Consider the following 19,679-nt stretch of genomic DNA (forward strand, 5'->3'; position numbering starts at 1 on the left):
CTAAAGCCCCTAGGATCACGTCCCCCCGAGGTACCCCCATGCCCCGAGTCGGTCTCACCCCCGACCGCATCACCGCGGCCGCCGCCGATCTCGCCGACGAGGTCGGCTTCGAGAACGTCTCGCTCTCCGCCCTGGCCCGCCACTTCGGGGTCAGGGACGCGAGCCTGTACTCACACGTCAGGAATTTGCGGGATCTGCGGGGCCGGATGGCGCTCCTCGCCGGCGGCGAGATGATCGAGCGGATCGCGGCGGCCGTGGCCGGCCGGGCCGGCAAGGACGCGCTCGCCGCCTTCGCCGGTGCCTACCGGGAGTACGCCCTCCAGCACCCCGGCCGCTACGCGGCCACGCAGATCCCCCTCGACCAGGCCCTCGTCACCGACTCCTCCGCCCTGCGCCGCACCGCCGAGATCACCTACGGCATGCTCCGCGCGTACGGCCTCGACGAACCCGATCTCACGGACGCCGTACGGCTGTTGCGCAGCACCTTCCACGGGTACTGCGTCCTGGAGGCCGGGGGCGGCTTCGGCGCGCCCCGGGACGTGCGCCGGTCGTGGGACAAGACCGTCGAGGCCCTGCATCTGGCGCTCACCCACTGGCCGCGGGAGAGCGAAGCGCCGCACTGTTGAGGTCTCAATTATTGTTCGCCCGGACGGCAACCTTTCACCCTCCGACGGCGACCACCGGACATGACACCTGCACCACCCACACCCTCCGCCCCGTCCCGACACCGTCGCCGTCACCTCGTGCGCAAGCCCGTCATCGGCTCGCTCGTGGCGGCGTCCGTGCTGGCGGGTGCCTGGTACGCGACCGCCGGGGCGGCGCCCACGACCAGCGCGGCGGCCGGTGACCTCACCGTCTCGAACACGACCGTGAGCCTGCCGGCGAAGTTCCCCTACCTCTCGGCGGGCTACAACAACAGCCGGGAATGGACGCGGACGGCTACGGCCGCCGCGCCCAACGGCACGCTGCGGGTCGCCTGGCCGGCGTCGGACGGCATCCATGTCACCTCGCTGACGGCGGCCGGGAAGCGTTCGGGCGCCGACACGGTCGTCAAGGGGACGAAGGAGATCGGTGGGCTCGTCGCTCACAACGACGGCTTCGCGCTGCTGACCCGGGTCGCCGACAGCAACAAGTGGAAGGAGACGGCCGCCGCGCTGATCCGCTACAAGGGCGGCAAGCAGGCCTGGCGGACCAAGCTCACCGGCAGGTCCAGCAACGACACGGCACCGCTGCTCGACGGCCAGCTCGCCTGGAACGGCAAGAAGTACGGCGCCTACTTCGTCGTGCACGGCGCGGGCGGCTTCGCCGACGGCCACTTCGGCGACAAGCTCGCCTACGTGGGCTCCACCGGCAAGAAGCTCGGCGGCGGCTGGGGCTGGGGCTGTTCCCACAACGAGGGCATAGCCCTGCGCGCCGAGACCAGCGGGAACTTCACCTCCCTCTGCTTCGACGACTGGCGCTCCGGCCTGTTCGTCTCCACCGGCATAGCCGCCCCGGACAACGCACCCGTCGTGCAGCGCGAGCAGTGCTGGGCCGGTTACTGCGGCGGCACCTTCGCGGGCCGCACCGGCGACCTTGTGAAGTCCTCCACCGGCCGCTACGCCACCGCGTTCGCCTCGCGCGGCGCCGCCTCCGCCAAGAAGAACCCGGAGGACTCCAGCGGCCGGGGCTGGACGGTCAAGCCGAGGACCAGCGCACACCAGGTCGCCGTGGCGTTCCTGAAGAACCGCAACACGCCTTCGGGCAAGCCTGTCTACCTCACCTCCGCCAAGGGCACCGAGCACGTCAACGTGCGCGTCGCCCCGTACGGCAAGAACCGGCTGCTCGTCTCCTACGAGACCCTGAAGAACGCCAAGTGCGCGAGCGGCACCTGCACCGGCACCTTCACGGGCACCCACCTCCGCCTCGTCGACTGGAACGGCAAGCTCCAGGGCGCCGACAAGGTCGTCAAGGCCCGGATCTCCGGTGACATCGCCGTCCTCAAGGACGGGACGCTCACCTGGGCCTACGCCCCGGTCACCCCCTCCTACAAGACCGGCCTCAACGGAGCCTCACCCACCACGAAGACCCTCAAGATCGCCCGGCTCGAGCCCTGACCGTCCCCGGCTCCGTACCACCCGTCCGCCGAGGCGGTCAGGTGGTACGGAGACGGAAGTGCAGCAGGCCGGCGGCATCGGCAGGGGCCGGCTTCCCGTCCGTGTCGGTGACCGCGGCCACGGCCAGGCCGGCGGCCGCGGCCAACTCCTCGAACCGGTCCCGGGGATACCAGTGCAGGATCCACGGGCGGTCTTCGACGGTGCTCTCCGAGCCGTGGTGCCGTTCGTAGCGCAGAAGCGTCGTCTGCGTCCGGGCCGTCTCGTCGCGCTGCTCGGCGACGACGGACACACGAAGCTCGGCGCCGTCCGGCGCGGTGGCGGTACGCACCTGACCGATCTGTTCGGCGGGGGTCGGTGCGGGGGTGAACAGGGGCACCAGGGCGGTGCCGCCTTCCGCCAGGTGAGCGCGGATGCCCCGCAGAGCGGCGAGCGCCGTGGCATCGTCGGGGAGCAGGGTGAAGGTCGGCCCGGCGAGGAAGATCGCCTGGTAGTGGCGGGGCAGACGCAGAGCCTCCATGCGCTGGTGGTACACGGTGGCACGGAGGTCCTGTGCGTCTGCCCGGCGCCTCAGTCGCTCCAGCATGTCGGCGGAGGAGTCGACGCCGTCGACGTCCATGCCGCGCCGGCGCAGTTCGAGCAGGGGATCACCGTCCCCGCACCCCAGCTCCAGAGCCGGTGTTCCGGCTTCCTCGATGAAGGCCGCGTAGAGTTCGGGATCCTGGGAGTGGGACTTGAGCGGTCCGTAGAGGTCCGCGACGATGCCCGTGTAGAAGTCAGCTGGGTCCACGCCCCGCACCCTACGCAACTCTTTCCGTACGCTCACTCGAATTTCCAGGGGTCGGGCTGAGGGGTCGGGCCGATCTCCGGTCGCCGTACCTCACCCCCTTCGTCGCGGTCACCCTCCCGCCCCCGCACGGGACACACCGACCGGTACGAGATCCGGCGAGTCGACCGCGCCGTCCGTCAGCCGGGCCCGTACCTCGGTCCCGTCGGCCCAGCGCACACGCAGTTCGTCCGTCCCTTCCAGGCGTACGGACACCGTCTCCTCCAGGGGGACGGCGGCCGGCTCGGCGGTGAGGCGGGCGAGGGCGACGAAGAGCGTGGCGTCCTCGGAGGTCGCTCCGGCCAGCGCGATGCCGGCCTCGAAGGTAGCTCCACTCGTCGCCGCCCCGGACTCCGCTCCCACGTGCTCGGCGGTGAGACCGACCGCCGGGCGGAGTTCGGTCCGTACGCCGGTCCGCGCCGCCCAGCCGGTCACACGCACCTGCGTCCCGGGCGCCGCGCCCGCCACGAGGTGGGCCCGTACCTCCACCGCGCCGCGCGCGAGCACCAGGCTCGTCACCCGGGCTCCCTCTCCGGCCGAGTGGCGGGACGCCGCCCATCCCTCGCCCACGCCCAGCGGCTCGATGTCCGTCCGGCCGGGGTCGCCGCCGACGAACACGGTGTTGTCGTAGGACTTCACCGGCTCCGCCAGGGGCACCGGCTCGGTGACCGTCGAGTAGGCGAGCCTGGTGTAGAAGGGGTCGTAGCGGACGTCCTCGCTGCCGTGGTTGTGCAGGCGCACCAGACCGTCCGCACGCGTGGACTGGAGCAGCCAGTTGGGCGGGCCCACCGGGCGGACCTCGTCCTCCCGCTCCACCGGACCCGGCTCCTCCGTCGCCGTCCACACCTCGTGGTCCGGCGGTAGGAGCAGGCCGAGGAAGCCCTTGCTGGCCCAGTACGGGGAGGCCGGGCCCGAATAGCCCTGCAGCACGGCGGAGTCGGGGCCGTGCCAGCCCAGGGACAGCAGGCCCCTGTCGTCGACCGCGCCCCGGTCGAGGAAGTACTTCAGCGCCCCCGACGCCAGCCGCCGCGTCCGGCCCGGCGACAACGGCGTACGCCCGGTGAGGGCGCCCAGCCACAGCGGGACGGTCGTCGCGAAGCGGTAGGTGAGGGAGCGGCCCTGGTGCATCGGGGCGCCGTCACCGCCGAACAGACGGGCGTAGTCGCCGAGATGGGCCGACAGCCGGTCGCCGTAGCGGGCGAGGAGGCGTTCGTCGTTCGCGAGCCAGGCGTGTAGCACCGGGTAGAGGTGCATAGCCCAGCCGTTGTAGTAGTCGAACTTGCGGCCGTCGCCGTCGGTGTACCAGCCGTCGCCGAGGTACCACTGCTCGATGCGGTCGAGTCGCCGGTCGACGACCCGGCGGGACAGCTCGGGTTCGTATCCGATCTCTTCGAGGAAGCCGCCGACCGTCACCGGGAACAACTCCCAGTTGCAGGGCCAGGGTTCGGCGGTGAGGGCGTCGCCGAGCCAGGCCGCGGCCCGCTGGCGCACTCCGTCGTCGAGGCGGTCCCAGAGCAGGTTCCGGGTCACGCGGAGCGCGAAGGCGATCGACGCGGCCTCCACGAGGGGCTGGCTGCGGTCCTCGATGCGTGGCCAGGCGCCACAGACTCCGGCCGCGAGGCCGTCGGCGTACCGGGCGAGCGCCTTCTCGTCCCGGCGGAAGGCGGCGAGGAGCAGGGTCCGGGCGTACCCCTCCAGACCGTCCGAGAGCCGGCCCGACCAGCTCGTGCGGTCGCCCGGCAGGTGGTACAGGGCCCCGTCGGCGGTCGCGTACGGCTCCACGGCCGCCAGCAGCGAGTCGGCCGCGGCCTCCCAGTGGGCGCGGGTGTAGCCGGTGTACGGGCTGAGGACGCGGTCGTCGTGGGGCTGGGAGGGCATGCGGTGCGCTTTCTGACTGGAGGCTGGAGGTCGGGCGTGGCTGGGGTACGTCGACGGATGCGGGTGTGTGGGGCTTCTCGCGCAGTTCCCCGCGCCCCTACAAGATCAGCCCCCGGGCCCAGAAAGACAACGGGGCTGCGCCCCCGAATGCCAGCAGAGCTGCGGCCCCGAACGCCAGCAGGGCTGCAGACCAGAACAACAACGAGGCTGCGGGCCGGAAGGACAGCGGGGCGCCGGGCCCGAAAGACAGCGGGGCCCTGGAGGGGAAAGCACGGGGCGCAGCCCCAGCTTTCAGGGGCGCGGGGAACTGCGCGAGAAGCCCCACACACCCGCACCCGACAACGCACCGCCAGCACCCTCGACACCCCCCGTCCGGCGCAGCCCCCACGCAGACCTGGGGCGCCCCGGTTCCGGTCGGGACGCCCCAGGGGCTCATCCCTCCCTGGTCCTGCCCTCGGGCACCAACCCCCGGGCGACGAGTTCGTCGCGCACGAGGTCGGCGTAGACGGTCGCGCCGTGCACGGAGGTGTGGGTGTTGTCGCGCTTCTCGTTGTAGAGGTAGAGCGCCTTGGAACCTTCCGTGCCCAGCGATTCGACCAGGGTCTTCGTCTTGGCGGTGAGGTCGATCACCGGCACGCCGGCCGCGGCGGCGACCTCGCGGGTGACCGCCGGGTGGTCCACGCCCAGGCCGTTCACGAGCAGGGCCGTGCCGTTGTTCAGGGTGCCGTCCGCGTTGAACCAGCGGCGGACGATCGGGGTGACCAGGACCGGCTTGCCGCCCTTCTCGCGGACGCCCGCGACCAGGGTCTCCAGGTTCGCCCGGTAGGTGGCCCCGTCGGTCTGCTTGTCGTTGTGGGCGAGCTGGATCAGGACCAGATCGCCGCGGCGGATCTGCGGCTGGACGGTGGCCCACAGCCGGGAGTCGGCGAGGTAGGACACCGTACTCTCGCCGGAGTCGGCGTAGTTGGCGACCGAGACACCCTTGCGCAGGTACTGCGGGAGCTGCTGGCCCCAGCCGGAGTAGGGATCGCCGGGCTGGTCGCAGACCGTGGAGTCGCCGACGAGGAAGATCTGGCGGGCCCGCTTGGCGGGGGTCACACGGATGTCGGCGAGCGCCGGTGCGGAGCCCCCGATGACGAGGTCCAGGCCGGGGGTGCCGTCGGGGCCGGTCGGCTCGCCCTCGGGGGTGCGGACGTCCACGGTGAAGCTGCGTGAGACCCGCTCACCCGCCTCGGTGGCCGTCTCGGCCAGGAGCGTGCGGCGTGTCTCACCGGTGATCGCCGTGCTCGCGGCGCCGTCACCGCCGAGGCGGACCGTCACGTCGTACGTGCCGGCCGGAACGTCGAAGTGGCAGACGTTCGCGGCGCAGTTCTTCATGCCGAGCGGCGCGGGGCCCCGGTGCGCCTCGGCCGGTACGGCCGTGAGGACGGTACCCAGGGTCGTCGCCGCCGTCAGCGCGGCGACAGTGAAACGTCTCATTTACGGCTCCTCGGGAGGATGACAAGACCCGGCGGCTGGACCGTACCCCGTTTGGCAAGCGCTTTCTAGATGTCGGCGCACTTTCACAAGATTGCCAACTTCCTCGCGACGAAAGCCCTTTCGCGAAATCGATTCAACTGTCACCCTTCCGAATCACCGAACTCCCCACGCTCCCACCCCCACACCTCTCGAGGAGGGCCCCCATGTCCGGATCCACCGACAGACCGACGCTGGGCCGTCGTGGCTTCGTCGTCGGTACGGCGGCCGGTGCCGCCGGTGCCGCGCTCGCCGGGCCGCTGGCCGGCACCGCCCGTGCCGCGGCCTTCGGCTACACCGACGACGGCACCCACTACGTCGTCGACACCGGCGCCGACCTCGTGTTCAAGGTCAGGAAGAGCAACGGCGACCTGTCGTCGCTGGTCTACCGGGGCACGGAGTACCAGGGCTACGGCGGCATGAGCTCGCACATCGAGTCCGGCCTCGGCAGTTCCACCGTGACGATCCGGCAGTCCGGCACGACGATCCTGGTCTCCGTCGCCTACGGCACGCTGAGGCACTACTACGCGGCCCGCAGCGGCGAGAACAACATCTACGTGTGGACGAACAAGGCCGACACCTCGGTCTCGGCGACCCGCTTCATCCTGCGGGTGAGGGCGGGCCTGTTCCTCAACGACGAGCCGGACTCGTACACCTACGCGCCCACCACCATCGAGGCCTCGGACGTCTTCAGGAAGTCCGACGGCCAGACCCGCTCGAAGCACTTCTCCAAGCTCCGGGTGATGGACTACGACTACGTCGGCTGGTCGGCGAACGGCGTCGGCCTGTGGATCGTGCGCTCCAACCACGAGAAGGCCTCCGGCGGCCCCTTCTACCGCTCCCTGCTGCGCCACCAGAGCGCGGACGGCGGCGGCCTGTACGAGATCCTCTACTACGGCCAGAACCAGACCGAGGAGCAGCGGTTCGGCCTCCAGGGCCCGTATGTGATCGCCTTCACGGGCGGCGGGGCGCCCTCCTCGTCGCTGTTTCCGGGCACGCTGACCACCCCCTGGGCGGACTCGCTCGGCCTGGCAGGGTACGTCGGCGCGAGCGGCCGGGGCCGGGTGGCGGGCGTCGGCATCACCGGGCGGAACACGACGTACCCGTACACGGTGGGCCTCGCCAACTCCACCGCGCAGTACTGGGGTTCGGCCAGGGCGTCGGACGGCTACTACTCCATCTCCGGGGTGCTTCCGGGGGCGTACACCCTCACGGTGTTCAAGGGTGAACTGGCGGTGTACACCACCTCGGTGACGGTATCGGCGGGTGGCACGACGACCCTGAACTCGATCGCGATCCCGTCCACCAACGACCCGTCCAACGCGGGCGTGATCTGGCGGATCAACGACTGGAACGGCACGCCGAGCGGCTTCAAGAACGCCGATCTGATGACGTACGCGCACCCGTCGGACGCCCGTGCCGCCTCCTGGACCGGCAACGTGGTGATCGGCAGCGGCACCGAGACCTCCGCCTTCCCCTGCTACCTCTGGAAGGACGTCAACAGCGGTCTCCTCGTCTACTTCAGGCTGACCGCCGCGCAGGCCGCCGCCGCGCACACCCTGCGGATCGGTGTGACGACGGCCTACGCCAACGGCCGGCCGCAGATCGCCGTGAACAACTGGACCTCGGCGATCCCCTCCCCGCCCACCCAGCCGAACACCCGCTCACTGACGAACGGGTCCTACCGGGGCAACAACCACACGTTCACCTACAACGTGCCCGCGTCCGCCTGGCTGACGGACACGAGCCAGTACAACATCCTGAAGATCAACGTGGTCAGCGGCTCGGGATCGACGTCCTACCTCAGCGCCGGCACGGCGATCGACGCGATCGACCTGTTGAGCTGAACATCCGTCAAATCCGGGACGTCCACGGTCGGTTCGCACGACGGTCGCACGTGTACGTGACGACGGCGGTCGAGCCGGCGGTGGACGCACGGGTCGAGGGCACTAGCCAGCGGGTTCGGAGGTGACCAAGGGGATCCGCCACGCGACACACCCGGCCGCGACGAGCCCGACGACGGCCAGGCAGCTACTGACGGGGAACGGATCGGTGCTGTCCAGGGTGGGAGCGAACCCGATGCCGACGTACAGCGTGACACCGGTGGCACCGCCCAGTTGGTCGGCGGCTCGCTGTACGCCGGAGGCGATGCCTGCGTCGTCTTCGGTCACCCCGGTCACCGCGACGTACTGCAGCCCGACGAGCCCGAACCCCATCCCCGCAGCGATGAGCACCATCGCCGGAACCATCGCCAGACCCGTGGCCGCCCCGAGGAAGGAGACCAGAGCGATGGCGACCATCGCCAACGCGGTGAACCCGATGCCGGCCAGGACGCAGGCTCGGGCACCCCACTGTCCGAGCAGCCGGGGCACCAGCATCGAGGCCGCGATCAAGGACACCGCCAGAGGCAGCATCGTCAGACCGGCCTGAAGCGGACCGGCGCCCGACCGGTCATGCAGGTAGTACGTGAACAGCAGGAACGAGGTGGACAGTGCCGCGCTCAGCAGAGCGGTGGCGAGGTCGGCCAGGACGCGCGGCCCGTTGCGGAAGAACCGCAGTGGCACGAGCGGGTCCCGTGAACGGCGCTCGACCCTGATGAACAGGGCTCCCGCCACCACCGCGCCGACGAGGGCAACCGGCGGCCGCCAGGACAGCGCGCCGCCGCGGCGACCAGACGGCCCTGCTCCCTCATGGTGAGGGAGCAGGGCCGTTCATCGCCGTTCGGGGACGACCGCCTACCTCAGCGCCGGCACGGCGGTCGACGCGATCGACCTCCTCGGCTGACCTCCGGTCATGTTCCGCGCGTCCACTGCTGGTTCGTGCCGCTGTTGCACGTGTACGTGATGATCGCGGCGCCGTCGGCGGTGGACGCGCCGTTCACGTCCAGGCACTCGCCGGTCGCGCGGGACTTGATGTTCACGTAGGAGCCCGAGGTGGTCACCGACCACTGCTGGCCGGTGGCCGAGGAGTTGCAGTTCTCCTGGGTGACGGTGTTGGCGTTCTCCTGGACGCACAGGGAGCTGTGACGGGTCATCAGCTGGTAGTAGCCGCTGCCGACGGACTTGAACCAGTACTTCTGGTTGTTGCCGCCGTTGCAGGCGTACTGCTTGATCTGGCCCCCCGCCGTCTGCGACTGGTTGGTGACGTCGGCGCACTTGGAGGAGTGGCGGGCGATCAGCGTGTTGTACGTGGCGCTGGTGCCGCTGATCGTGCCGGTGGCCGTGTCGACGGTGATCTCCGGCGACCAGGACATGGACATCGTGGTCGAGGTCGGGAAGGTCAGCGGCAGCCAGACGTAGCGGGAGTCGTTGACCGTGCCGCCGATGGAGTTGCCCCAGCGGTCGCCCATGTAGAGGTACGAGGTGGTCGACGTGCCCTGCACGGGCAGGACGTACGCGGTCTGCGAGCCGAAGGTCGTGGAGTCGCCGACGTTGGCCATGGCCGTCCAGGGGCCCGCGATGTTGGTGGCGGTGGCGTACTGCTGCTGGTTGGGGTTCCAGCCGGTCGCGCCCGAAGTGAGCATGAAGTAGACGCCGTTGCGCTTGAACAGGGCCGGGGCCTCGCGGTGGCCGCCGTGCCAGGGGTCGGCGACGAGGGCGGCGATGCCGGTGTAGTCGGCGGTGAGCCGGTAGATCTGGAGGTCGTAGTTCTCGCGGGCCGCCGAGATCATGTAGCCGGTGCCGTCGGTGTCCACGAAGACCGTGATGTCACGGGACATGTGCTGGCCGAGGGGACGGAAGCTGCCCCGCCAGGTGTAGTTGCCGTCGACGGTGTCGGAGACGGCGACGGCCGCGCGGGCCTCGCTGTAGTCGACACCGTTCTCCTTGTGCATCCACATCACGAACTTGCCGGTGGCCGCGTTGTACATGACCTTCGGGCGCTCGATGTTGGCGGTCGCCAGCTCCGGGTCGGTGGCCTCGGTGAGGACGTGGTTGCGGAACTCCCAGTTCTTCAGGTCCGTGGAGCGGTAGGCCGAGACGTACCGGAAGGTGTTGTCGGCGTTCCGGTTCTCCCCGAACCAGTAGTAGTAGGAGCCGACCTTGATGACCCCGCCACCGTGGGCGTGCAGCGGGTTGCCGCCGCTGTCGGTGAACTGGGTGCCGTTGGTGATGGTCTGCGGCGCCGCCTGGGCGGGGCCGGCCGTGGCGAGGGCGCCTGCCAGCGCCAGACAGAGCGCGAGGAGCATCGCGTACGCACGTCTCATCTCAGCTCTCCTTACCGGGTGCTCGGGGTGGGTGTGTCGGCGACGGGCACACCGAAGTCGGGGGTGCCGTCGGGCTTCCAGCGCAGGCGCTGGACGCGGGTGTGACGGTTGGGGTCGTTGAGCGGGTCGCCGACGATGTCCTTGTACTGGCGGGCGTGGTAGACGAGGACGTCGGTGCGGCCGTCCTCGGCGACGGTGAAGCTGTTGTGTCCCGGCCCGTACTGCTTGGTGGTGTCGTTGCTGGTGAAGACCGGCGTCGGGGACTTCGACCAGTTCGCCGGGTTCATCAGGTCGGCGTCCTCGTCGATCGTCAGCAGGCCCATGCAGTAGTTGGAGTCGGTCGCGCTCGCCGAGTACGTCATGAACAGCCGGCCGTTGCGCTTGATGACCGACGCGCCCTCGTTGACCTTGAAGCCGATGATCTCCCAGGGCAGCTCCGGGGTGGAGAGACGGACTTGGGGACCGGTCAGGGTCAGCGGGTCGGCCATCTTCGACAGCCAGAGCGCCGTGTTGTTGTCCATCCCGGGCTCGTGCTGCGCCCACGCGAGATAGCGGGAGCCACGGTGGGTGAAGGTGGTGGCGTCCAGGGAGAAGGTCTCCCAGGCGGTCTTCAGTTGCCCGCGTTCGACCCACGTCCCCTTGAAGGGGTTGGGGTGGGAGTTCTCCAGGACCCAGATGCGGATCGCCCAGATGTCCTCGGCGGGCGCGGAGGCGAAGTAGATGTACCACTTGCCGTCGATGTGGTGGATCTCCGGCGCCCAGATGTGCGCGCCCATGACACCGGTGGCGTGCTTGCGCCAGATGACGGACTCGGACGCCGTCGACAGTCCGCGCAGGGTGCGGGATCGGCGCAGGATGATCCGGTCGTACTCGGGCGCGGTGGCCGTGAAGTAGTAGAAGCCGTCACGGTGCCGGTGGATGTGCGGGTCGGCCCGGTTGCGGACCAGCGGATTGACGTACGGGGCGGCGGCGCCGGGACCCGACGGGGAGCTCGCCGCGTGGGCGGCGCCCGCGGGCAGCGCGGTGAGGGCGCCCACGGCCAGGGCGCCCTTCAGGAGCAGCCTGCGGTGGGGCGGCTCGGGGAGGTGGTGTTCGCGGCTCATCCAGGCTTCCTCTCGGAGGGGGGAACAAAAGGAAACAGAAATGTTCGACATTTCGCACAAGATCGTTCATCCCGAACGGCGAAAAGGTAAGGGTGTGTTACGCGGAGGTCAACGGGTCGGGCGAGACCCACACAACCTCACAGCGACCTACCGAGCGGAACAGTGGTGTCAGACCGGATCAAACCCATCGCCGGGCGCGAATTTCTGTTATCGGCGGGTCCCTGAACCGTCTCCTACGACGTGCGCAGCCATACCCACAAGACAGCGGCGGCCGCCGGAGCCCTGGCGATCACCGCCCTCATGCTCGGTGCCCCGACCGCGACCGCCGCCGGCCCCCGTGATGTGACGGCCGACGTCCTGGCCGGACGGAACGTCACCCTCAACGGCGACACGGTAGTGACCGTGCCGTCCGGGACGACCACGTACGACGGCGTGTTCAGCGGCACCGGAACGCTCACCGTGCGCGGCACCGGGACGCTGGTCCTCACCAAGGACAGCGACTTCACCCTGCCGAAGGCGCGGCAGCGGCAGAGCGTGAGAACGCTCGGCGGCAACCACCCCTACGTCACCGTGACCAACCCGGACCCGCCGGCCGTGACCGTCGAGAGGGGCGCGACCCTCCAGTACGGGAACAGCGGCTCGACGGGGGTGATCGGCCACTACCCGTACAACACCCCGGCGTTCCGGCTGAACCAGAACAACATCAAGGTCGACGGCACCCTGCGGCTGTCGCTGAAGGACGTCCAGTACAACCTCGGCACCATCAGCGGCTCCGGTCTCGTCACCCAGCCGAGGTTCCTCTGGGCCACCTGGGACCTGTCGGGCACCCACCCCTTCACCGGTGTGATCGACAACGGCACCCAGGTGAACGGCGGCGCGCCGGAGTTCGCGACCTCACTGCCGGGGGTGCGGAAGATCCTCAACCAGGGCACCTGGACCGTGGACACCCCGCTCGGCCAGACCGTCACCATGAGCGCGGACTTCTACCAGCGCGAGTACGGCAGCGACATCAACGTCCAGTCGCGGCCCGGCAGCAAGGTGGTCCTCACCGGCCAGTACAGCTGGTCGAACCAGGGCGGCGACACCAACCCCTCCCTCAGCGACCCCGCCCTGAACTGGACGCCCGCGCGCAAGAACGTCAACAAGCGCGGCACCAACATCAAGGGCGCCAACGTCCAGTGGGGCGACGGCACGACGAACAAGATCTTCATGCCGGGCACGGCCGAGACCGTCTACATCAACCTGTTGGCCGCCCGCTCCCGTTCGCTGCTCACGTTCGACTACAACGGGCCGGTGACCCTCGGCGCTCCCATCGGCGGCGGCCGGTTCCACGACACGCTCTCGGCGCCCGGCGCCGGGGACATCGTCATCAAGGGCACGAAGGGCAACGACGTCACCTTCGCCGCCGTCCAGTACTACAACGGCTCCACGACGGTCGAGAAGGGCGCCGTGCTGCGGCTGGGCAGCGGGAAATCCGGCGGCGACGGCGGGCTGTACACCAAGGGCGACCTCCACAAGGTGGTCAACAACGGTTCGCTGATCGTCCGGAACGTCTCCAAGCCCGTCATCCTGTCGCGCGTCGGCGGCAGCGGTTCGCTCACGCAGTCGGGCAAGGCCACCACGACGCTGACGGGCGGCGCGGTGACGTACACCGGGGCGACGACCGTCACCAAGGGCACCCTCGCGCTCCGCTCCGGAGCGAACCTCGCCCGGAGCAGGACCATTCGGCTCACCACCGCCGGGGCGAAGCTCGACGTGGGCACGGCCGGGCTGAAGGTGACCAGGTCGCTGTCCGGCAAGGGCACGGTGAAGGGCTCGGTGACCAACGCGGGCGCGGTCGTGGCCGGCCTCACGGTCACCGGCGGCTACACCCAGACCTCACGGGGCGAACTGGTGCTGCGCCGGAAGGCGTTGAAGGTCGGCGGGAACGTGAAGCTCGCCGGTGGACTGGACTTCGCCGCCCTGGGCGACGTCGGCGGTCCCGGCGAGAAGATCACCGTGATCGATCACAAGGGCAAGGGCAGGAACACCGGTACGTTCAGCGGTCTGCGCGAGGGCGCCAAGGTGAAGCTGGGCGACAACACGTACCGGATCAGCTACAGGGGCGGCGACGGCAACGACGTCGTCCTGACCGCGGCGAAGCCGAACGCGTCACCGGCCGCCGAGGCCGGCTCCGGCTCCGGCACCCGGGACACCCGCACACAGAACGCGAGCGCCTCCGTCGACAGCGGTCTCGGCTGGTGGCCGTACGCACTCGCCGTCGGCGTGCTCTCCGGCCTGTTGGTACCGATCACCCGACGCCGCAGGAACGGCCGCCGACGCGGCGGCCGGCACGCGGCCACGGGCTGAGACCGGGGTACCGGGCGGCGAGCGGTCGCCGGTACGCCACCACTCGTGGGCGGTCGCCGAACAGGCTCGGTGACCGCCCACGAGCGCGTCGCGGCTCCCGGCGGTGCCGTGCCGCACGACCGGTTCCGGCAAGGCCTCGCGACCAGCCGGGCCGACCCGGGAGCCCCGGGGCCAGAGCGGACCGAACGTCGTGTGCCGCGCCTCCTCTTCGCGCTTCTGGAAGCGCACGGCTTCCGAGCGGCACCCCGCCGGGCGGCCTCGGACCTAACCCGTGGTCCCGCCCTCGGCCCCGGCGGCGCCGGGCCTTTCCTGCCGCCCGCTCAGCCACACGTACACCGGGATGCCGGCGAAGAGGAACAGGACGCCCTGGTAGACGGCGGCGTAGCCCGCGCCGGCGATCAGCCAGAAGGAGAAGGCGAAGCAGAGGGCGGCGACGATCAGGTCGCGGACGAGGCCGGCGGGGCGGACCCTCGCGCGGGTGCCCCGGGCCAGCCAGTAGAGCTGCGCGGCGGCGGACAGCAAGTAGGGGACACAGCCGGTGAACGTGGTGATGAGGACCAGGACACGGAAGGCGGTGTCCGGGTCGTCGGCGTAGTTCACGACGATGAGGAGCGTGCCGAGGGCGGCGGTGGCGAAGACGCCGAAGCCGGGCACGCCGCCCTTGCCGACGCGGGCGAACGGCTTCGGGAAGAGACCGTCACGGGCCGCGGCGTACGGCATCTGGGCGCTCAGCAGGACCCAGCCGTTGAGGCATCCCACGATCGAGGCGACGGCGACCAGCGCGATCACCGTGCCGCCCCAGCTGCCACCGGCCATCGAGTTCACGGCGTCGGCGAAGGGCGCCCCGGACTCGACGAGCTCCTTGTGCGGGACCAGACCGAAGACGGCGACCGTGCCGAGGAGGTAGACGAGGGCGGAGGCGAGCGTGCCCAGGACGCTGGCGCGGCCCACGGTGCGCTCGGGGTCCTTGACCTCGCCCGCGCTGACGGCGGCCGACTCCACGCCCAGGAAGCTGTAGAGGAGGAGCGCGGCGGCGGCGGCCACCGCGCCGGCGGTGCTCTCGCCGGAGGCGTTGAAGGGGCCGTAGTTGTCGGTGTCGACGAAGAACAGACCGACGGTGGCGACCAGCAGCAGCGGCACGAACTTCAGGACCGTGGAGACGATCTGCACGGCGCCGACATAGCGGGTGCCCGCGAAGTTCGCGGCGGCGGGCAGCCACAGGGCGGCGAGGGCGACCGCGGCCAGGACGACCTTGCTGTCGCCCAGCGGTATCAGCACATCGACATAGCCGACGACGCCGACGGCGAGGGCGGCGATGCTGACCCAGCACATCGTCCAGTACGACCAGGCCGACAGGAAGCCCGCGAAGGGGCCGAAGGCGTCGCGGGGATAGACGTAGAGGCCGCCGGTGACCGGGCTGCGTCTGGCCAGCTTCCCGAAGAGCAGCGCCAGCAGCACGGCGGCCACGGAAAGGACCACGAAGGCGAGCAGACTCACCGTGCCGTACGGGGCGACGGCGGCGGGGAGGGTGAAGATGCCGCCGCCGATGATGTTGCCCATGACGAGCGCGGTGGCGGCGGCGAGGCCGAACTTGCGACCGGGCCCGGTCGCGTCCGCCCCCGGCCCGGTGTCCGCGGTCGTCTCGGATCCCACGGCCGGGGTCGGCTCGGGTTCGGTGGCCTCTGGAGGGCTGGTGGTCATGGCGGTTCCCGGGGGTGGGCGGGGTGGGACGGGGAGGGCGTGATCGTATCCCCATGGTCCACATGGTGGTCAATCTGTTCATCCACCGGACACAATCGGGTGTGTGCCGCCCCTGTGGGTTCGACTACCGTCGACGGCATGACCAGCGACACGCCCGGCACGTTCCCCGGCACCCCCGGCCCCCGTCCCACTCCCTTCGCCGAAGCCCTCGCCGCCCGTGTGCTCGTCCTCGACGGCGGTATGTCCAACCAGTTGGAGTCCGCCGGGCACGATCTGAGCGACGAGCTGTGGTCGGCACGGCTGCTCGCGGAGGAACCGGAGGCGATCACCGAGGCCCATCTCGCCTACTTCGAGGCGGGCGCCGACGTGGCGATCACCTCCAGCTACCAGGCCACCTTCGGGGGCTTCGCCAAGCGCGGGATCCGCAGGGAGAAGGCGGCCGAACTCATGTCCCTGAGCGTCAAGTCGGCCCTGGACGCGGCGGCGGGGGCCAAGGCGAGGGGCGTCACGCGTCACCTGATGGTGGCGGCCTCGGTCGGCCCGTACGGGGCGATGCTCGCGGACGGCTCCGAGTACCGGGGCCGGTACGGGCTGAGCCCTGCCGAGCTGGAGCGGTTCCACCGGCCCCGTCTCGAAGCCCTTGCCGCCGGCCGGCCCGACGTACTGGCCCTGGAGACGATCCCGGACACCGACGAGGCCGAGGCACTGCTGCGGGCGGTCCGCGGGCTGGACGTGCCCGCCTGGCTGTCGTACACCGTCGCCGGCGACCGCACCCGAGCGGGGCAGCCGCTGGAGGAGGCCTTCGCCCTGGCCGCCGACGCCGAGGAGGTCATCGCGGTGGGCGTGAACTGCTGCTCGCCCGACGACGTGGACGGGGCGATCGAGACGGCCGTCCGGGTCACCGGCAAGCCCGTCGTCGTCTACCCGAACAGCGGCGAGTCCTGGGACGCCTCGGCGCGGGCCTGGACGGGCCGGTCGACATTCACCACCGGGCAGGTCGAGGGCTGGCGTGCGGCGGGGGCCCGGTTGATCGGCGGCTGCTGCCGGGTCGGACCGGAGGCGATCTCGGGCATCGCGCGGACGCTGCGCTGACGAACTCCGCGTCACGACCCCTCCCCCGCTGCTAGCCTCCGTTCCGGGGAAACCGGTTACTGACGTGGTGCCGAGAGGCTGGACGGGGCGGGGCATGACGAGGAAGAGCGCCGATGGCGGGGGCCGCAGCACGATCCGGGACGTCGCCGCGCGCGCCGGGGTCTCGGCGGCGACGGTGTCGCGGGTCCTCGGCGGGGTCTACCCGGTGAGCACCGCGACCCGCGCCCAGGTGCTGCGGGTCGTCCGCGAACTGGACTACGTCGCCGACGCCCGCGCCAAGGCGATCGCCGGCGTCGGCACGCCCACCCTCGGGTTCGTCCTCGACGACATCACCGGCCCCTCGTTCGCGCTGATGGCGCACGGCGTGGAGCGCGAGGCGACCCGGCTCGGCCATCTGTGCCTGGTGTGCAGCACCGACGGCGACGCCACGCACGAGCGGGACTTCATCGAGACGATGCGGGCGCAGCGGGCCGCCGCGGTCATCCTGGTCGGCGGCTGCGCGGACACACCCGAGTACCGGTCGCGCACCGCGCAGGTCGCCGACGCGCTGGCGGCCGCCGGCTCACGGCTCGTGCTGTGCGGGCGGCCCCCGCTGGGCCCCGGCGCGCCGGTCACCGTCATCGAGTACGACAACGAGGGCGGTGCCCACGCCCTGTGCGCGCACCTCCTGTCCCGGGGCCACCGGCGGATCCTCTTCCTCGGCGGCGCGCCGGAGCACACGACCGCGCAGGGGCGGGAGCGCGGGTACCTCGCCGCGCATCGCGCGCGGGACGTCGACGCGGACCCCGCGCTGCGGCTGGCCGGGGACTTCACACGCGACTCCGGCTACCGGTCGATGCGGCGGGCGTTGGAGACGGGCCTGGAGTTCACGGCGGTGATGGCCGCGACGGACATGGTGGCGGCGGGGGCGCTCACCGCGCTGCACGAGGCGGGGGTGTCGGTGCCGGGGGACGTGTCGCTGGTGGGGTACGACGACATTCCCTTCGCCCGGGATCTGTATCCGCCCCTGACGACCGTGCGGGTGCCGTACGAGGAACTGGGGCGGCTCGCGGTGCGGGCGGCTCTGGATCGTGGGCGGGGTTCGGACGACGAGCACCTGTTGTTGGGGACGCATGTGGTGGTGCGGGGCTCTGTTCGGGCGGTGGGGGGTGCGTCCGGCGGGTGAGGATCGGCGGGTGCGTCCTGCGGGGCAGCGCGCCGTTGCTGTTGGCGCCCGCCGACTGTTCGAAGACTCCGACAGATAGCGGGCGAACGCCTCCGAGTACGGCGGTTTCGGAGGCGTCGGCCAGAAGTCGACGGTGTCACGCACACCCGCCCGGGGGTCGGGCGGGACGGGCGGTCGGAACCGGTGGGGGCCGAAGGGCGCCGCCGCGTACGGGACGCCCCGGAACACCGTGATCCCGTTCTCGTTCTCGTGCCCCTCCCCGTGCTCGTAGGTGCCGTGTACGTCCCCGTACGGCGTCCTGACCACGGGGGCCCGGCCGGTCTGCCGTCATCGCAAACCAGCTCCTCACGCCCGCCGCTCGTGAACCGTCGTTCACATCAGAGCACCACATCCCTTCGGGGTGTTCCGGTCGTGCCGGGTCTCAGAAGGTTCGTTCGGTCGACGACGGGGCCGCCACGGGGCTATTTGGCGTACATCAGGGTGCCGAAGCCCAACTGGTCGAAGCCGCCGCTGGTGGTGCCGTAGTCTCCGCCGCCGCCCTCGGGACGGACTCTCTCGGCCATGGCCTTGATGTAGGGGACGTCCAGGCCCCGGCGGCGGCCGTAGTGGTAGTACAGGATGTCCCAGACGGGCCTGACCTGGCCGCGGCCCACGGAGGAGATCGCGGTGTGGGTCTGCCGGGCGCAGTTCTGGCCGGTACCCCAGGTGTAGGCGGTGAAGGGCACGCTCTGGCCGAGGTTGTACTTGGCGACGTACTGCGCGGCCTTCATGAAGCGGTTGCTGCCGTAGCCGTACAGGTCGTCGCCCTGGGACCAGGCCATCTCGCAGAAGGCGCCCATCTGGCCCATGCCCATCATGGTGTGCCCCTGGTCGCGGCCGGACTCCTGCCACTGGCCGAGCGCGTAGCCGGCGGAGTCTGTGTGGAGGAACGGGACGGCGTGGGTGAGGGAGCCGTTGCCGGCACCGTTCTTGAAGTAGTTGACGGCCTGGTCGTACTTGGCGCCGTCGTCGCACAGGATCCCGATCGCGAGGATCGAGTTCATGTTGCACAGGTCCCAGTTGGCCCAGTAGTTGGTGATGCAGGCGTCGTTGTGGTTGTTCAGGAACTGGTTGTTGAGCGGGTAGAAGACGTTGAGCATCATCGTCTTGAACCGGTCCAGGTTGAACCCGCTGTAGCCGCGCATGAGCTCGGCGGCGTTCGCGAACTCGTAGCCGTAGATCCCGGCGGCCAGGAAGCGGTCGGCGTTGCCGGTGACGGTGGTCAGGGTCGACGACCAGGCGTTGAGGATGCGGACCGCCGCGTCGCCGTTGGCGGTCGTGCCGGCGATCTTCCAGCGCAGGGCGTTCTGGTAGGCGGCGTGGATGTCGTTGTACAGGACGGTGTAGTTCTCGCCCGTGCCGCCGCGGATGATCGTGGCCTGTGGCCTCGGTGTCCAGGTGCTCGCGGAGTGGGAGTTGGCGGTCAGGCGGTTCCAGCCGGACAGCCACGGGTTGTCACCGGCGGCGACCCGCGCCTTGGCGCGGTTGAGTTCGCCGTAGGCGTGCAGCATGCCGGGGTGGGTGAAGGTGGCGGGGGCGGCCTCGGCCGTGGTGGCGGCGAAGGCGCCGCCCAGCGCGAGGCCGGCCGTCAGGCCGCCGGCGGTGCGCAGCAGACCTCGTCGGCTCGGCGCGCCGTCGGGAGTGGTGTCGTCCGGTTCGTTGTGGGGGGAAGTGCGGCTCATCTGTGCGTCTCCATTCCATGGAGGAGCAGCGA

General features: G+C 70.7%; 13 protein-coding genes and 2 pseudogenes. 6 read left to right on the plus strand and 9 right to left on the minus strand.

Going from position 1 to position 19,679, the window contains the following annotated elements; all coding sequences use genetic code 11:
• Nucleotides 1-38: 38 nt before the first annotated feature.
• On the plus strand, nucleotides 39-626 hold the full coding sequence (locus tag ACFY9I_RS27710) for a WHG domain-containing protein (protein WP_391006316.1): 588 nt from the start codon (nucleotides 39-41) through the stop codon (nucleotides 624-626).
• Nucleotides 627-686: 60 nt separating this feature from the next.
• A complete protein-coding gene (locus ACFY9I_RS27715; protein WP_391006319.1) occupies nucleotides 687-2,096 on the plus strand; it encodes a hypothetical protein in 1,410 nt (469 codons plus the stop codon).
• Nucleotides 2,097-2,133: 37 nt separating this feature from the next.
• Here the strand turns inward: ACFY9I_RS27715 and ACFY9I_RS27720 are convergent, their stop codons facing one another.
• From ACFY9I_RS27720 to ACFY9I_RS27730, 3 genes are all read right to left on the minus strand, one after another.
• Nucleotides 2,134-2,883 (minus strand): methyltransferase domain-containing protein, encoded by a 750-nt coding sequence (locus ACFY9I_RS27720; RefSeq protein WP_391006322.1) that lies wholly within the window; start codon nucleotides 2,881-2,883, stop codon nucleotides 2,134-2,136.
• 108 nt (nucleotides 2,884-2,991) lie between these two features.
• On the minus strand, nucleotides 2,992-4,797 hold the full coding sequence (locus ACFY9I_RS27725; RefSeq protein ID WP_391006325.1) for a DUF2264 domain-containing protein: 1,806 nt from the start codon (nucleotides 4,795-4,797) through the stop codon (nucleotides 2,992-2,994).
• Between the two features lie 432 nt (nucleotides 4,798-5,229).
• On the minus strand, nucleotides 5,230-6,276 hold the full coding sequence (locus tag ACFY9I_RS27730) for a GDSL-type esterase/lipase family protein (protein ID WP_391006328.1): 1,047 nt from the start codon (nucleotides 6,274-6,276) through the stop codon (nucleotides 5,230-5,232).
• Between the two features lie 203 nt (nucleotides 6,277-6,479).
• Here ACFY9I_RS27730 and ACFY9I_RS27735 point away from each other — a divergent pair, with 203 nt between their 5' ends.
• Entirely contained in the window at nucleotides 6,480-8,159 is a 1,680-nt protein-coding gene (locus ACFY9I_RS27735) for a rhamnogalacturonan lyase B N-terminal domain-containing protein (RefSeq protein ID WP_391006331.1), read from the plus strand.
• A gap of 102 nt (nucleotides 8,160-8,261) precedes the next feature.
• Here the strand turns inward: ACFY9I_RS27735 and ACFY9I_RS27740 are convergent.
• From ACFY9I_RS27740 to ACFY9I_RS27750, 3 genes and pseudogenes are all read right to left on the minus strand, one after another.
• Nucleotides 8,262-8,969: pseudogene (locus ACFY9I_RS27740) on the minus strand (MFS transporter); the annotation flags it as partial.
• A gap of 134 nt (nucleotides 8,970-9,103) precedes the next feature.
• Nucleotides 9,104-10,516 (minus strand): RICIN domain-containing protein, encoded by a 1,413-nt coding sequence (locus ACFY9I_RS27745; RefSeq protein WP_391006334.1) that lies wholly within the window; start codon nucleotides 10,514-10,516, stop codon nucleotides 9,104-9,106.
• An 11-nt stretch (nucleotides 10,517-10,527) separates the two neighbouring features.
• The gene (locus ACFY9I_RS27750) at nucleotides 10,528-11,619 is read right to left on the minus strand and encodes a family 43 glycosylhydrolase (RefSeq protein ID WP_391006336.1); all 1,092 of its coding nucleotides are present in this window, start codon (nucleotides 11,617-11,619) and stop codon (nucleotides 10,528-10,530) included.
• Nucleotides 11,620-11,859: 240 nt separating this feature from the next.
• On the opposite strand from ACFY9I_RS27750, the gene ACFY9I_RS27755 reads away from it, so the two are divergent.
• Entirely contained in the window at nucleotides 11,860-13,968 is a 2,109-nt protein-coding gene (locus ACFY9I_RS27755; protein WP_391006339.1) for an autotransporter, read from the plus strand.
• A 264-nt stretch (nucleotides 13,969-14,232) separates the two neighbouring features.
• Here ACFY9I_RS27755 and ACFY9I_RS27760 read toward each other — a convergent pair whose 3' ends face one another.
• A complete protein-coding gene (locus tag ACFY9I_RS27760; protein ID WP_391006342.1) occupies nucleotides 14,233-15,669 on the minus strand; it encodes an amino acid permease in 1,437 nt (478 codons plus the stop codon).
• 138 nt (nucleotides 15,670-15,807) lie between these two features.
• Between ACFY9I_RS27760 and mmuM the strand changes: the two genes are divergently transcribed.
• Together mmuM and ACFY9I_RS27770 are read left to right on the plus strand one after the other, a co-directional pair.
• Nucleotides 15,808-16,761 carry a homocysteine S-methyltransferase gene (gene mmuM / locus ACFY9I_RS27765; RefSeq protein ID WP_391006345.1) on the plus strand — a complete coding sequence of 318 codons (954 nt, stop codon included), beginning with the start codon at nucleotides 15,808-15,810 and terminating at the stop codon, nucleotides 16,759-16,761.
• A gap of 94 nt (nucleotides 16,762-16,855) precedes the next feature.
• Nucleotides 16,856-17,926 carry a substrate-binding domain-containing protein gene (locus ACFY9I_RS27770; protein WP_391006348.1) on the plus strand — a complete coding sequence of 357 codons (1,071 nt, stop codon included), beginning with the start codon at nucleotides 16,856-16,858 and terminating at the stop codon, nucleotides 17,924-17,926.
• 66 nt (nucleotides 17,927-17,992) lie between these two features.
• Here ACFY9I_RS27770 and ACFY9I_RS27775 read toward each other — a convergent pair.
• Nucleotides 17,993-18,232 (minus strand): annotated as a pseudogene (locus ACFY9I_RS27775) (carboxylesterase family protein); the annotation flags it as partial.
• A 155-nt stretch (nucleotides 18,233-18,387) separates the two neighbouring features.
• Nucleotides 18,388-19,647 carry an alginate lyase family protein gene (locus ACFY9I_RS27780; RefSeq protein ID WP_391006351.1) on the minus strand — a complete coding sequence of 420 codons (1,260 nt, stop codon included), beginning with the start codon at nucleotides 19,645-19,647 and terminating at the stop codon, nucleotides 18,388-18,390.
• Nucleotides 19,648-19,679 lie beyond the last annotated feature (32 nt).

Source organism: Streptomyces sp. NPDC012510 (genome assembly GCF_042955065.1).
Classification (GTDB): domain Bacteria; phylum Actinomycetota; class Actinomycetes; order Streptomycetales; family Streptomycetaceae; genus Streptomyces.

Coding starts and splice junctions, on each gene's coding strand:
- ACFY9I_RS27710 (WP_391006316.1), top strand. CDS start 39: ATGCCCCGAGTCGGTCTCACCCCCGACCGCATCACCGCGGCCGCCGCC.
- ACFY9I_RS27715 (WP_391006319.1), top strand. CDS start 687: ATGACACCTGCACCACCCACACCCTCCGCCCCGTCCCGACACCGTCGC.
- ACFY9I_RS27725 (WP_391006325.1), bottom strand. CDS start 4,797: ATGCCCTCCCAGCCCCACGACGACCGCGTCCTCAGCCCGTACACCGGC.
- ACFY9I_RS27730 (WP_391006328.1), bottom strand. CDS start 6,276: ATGAGACGTTTCACTGTCGCCGCGCTGACGGCGGCGACGACCCTGGGT.
- ACFY9I_RS27735 (WP_391006331.1), top strand. CDS start 6,480: ATGTCCGGATCCACCGACAGACCGACGCTGGGCCGTCGTGGCTTCGTC.
- ACFY9I_RS27745 (WP_391006334.1), bottom strand. CDS start 10,516: ATGAGACGTGCGTACGCGATGCTCCTCGCGCTCTGTCTGGCGCTGGCA.
- ACFY9I_RS27750 (WP_391006336.1), bottom strand. CDS start 11,619: ATGAGCCGCGAACACCACCTCCCCGAGCCGCCCCACCGCAGGCTGCTC.
- ACFY9I_RS27760 (WP_391006342.1), bottom strand. CDS start 15,669: ATGACCACCAGCCCTCCAGAGGCCACCGAACCCGAGCCGACCCCGGCC.
- mmuM (WP_391006345.1), top strand. CDS start 15,808: ATGACCAGCGACACGCCCGGCACGTTCCCCGGCACCCCCGGCCCCCGT.
- ACFY9I_RS27770 (WP_391006348.1), top strand. CDS start 16,856: ATGACGAGGAAGAGCGCCGATGGCGGGGGCCGCAGCACGATCCGGGAC.
- ACFY9I_RS27780 (WP_391006351.1), bottom strand. CDS start 19,647: ATGAGCCGCACTTCCCCCCACAACGAACCGGACGACACCACTCCCGAC.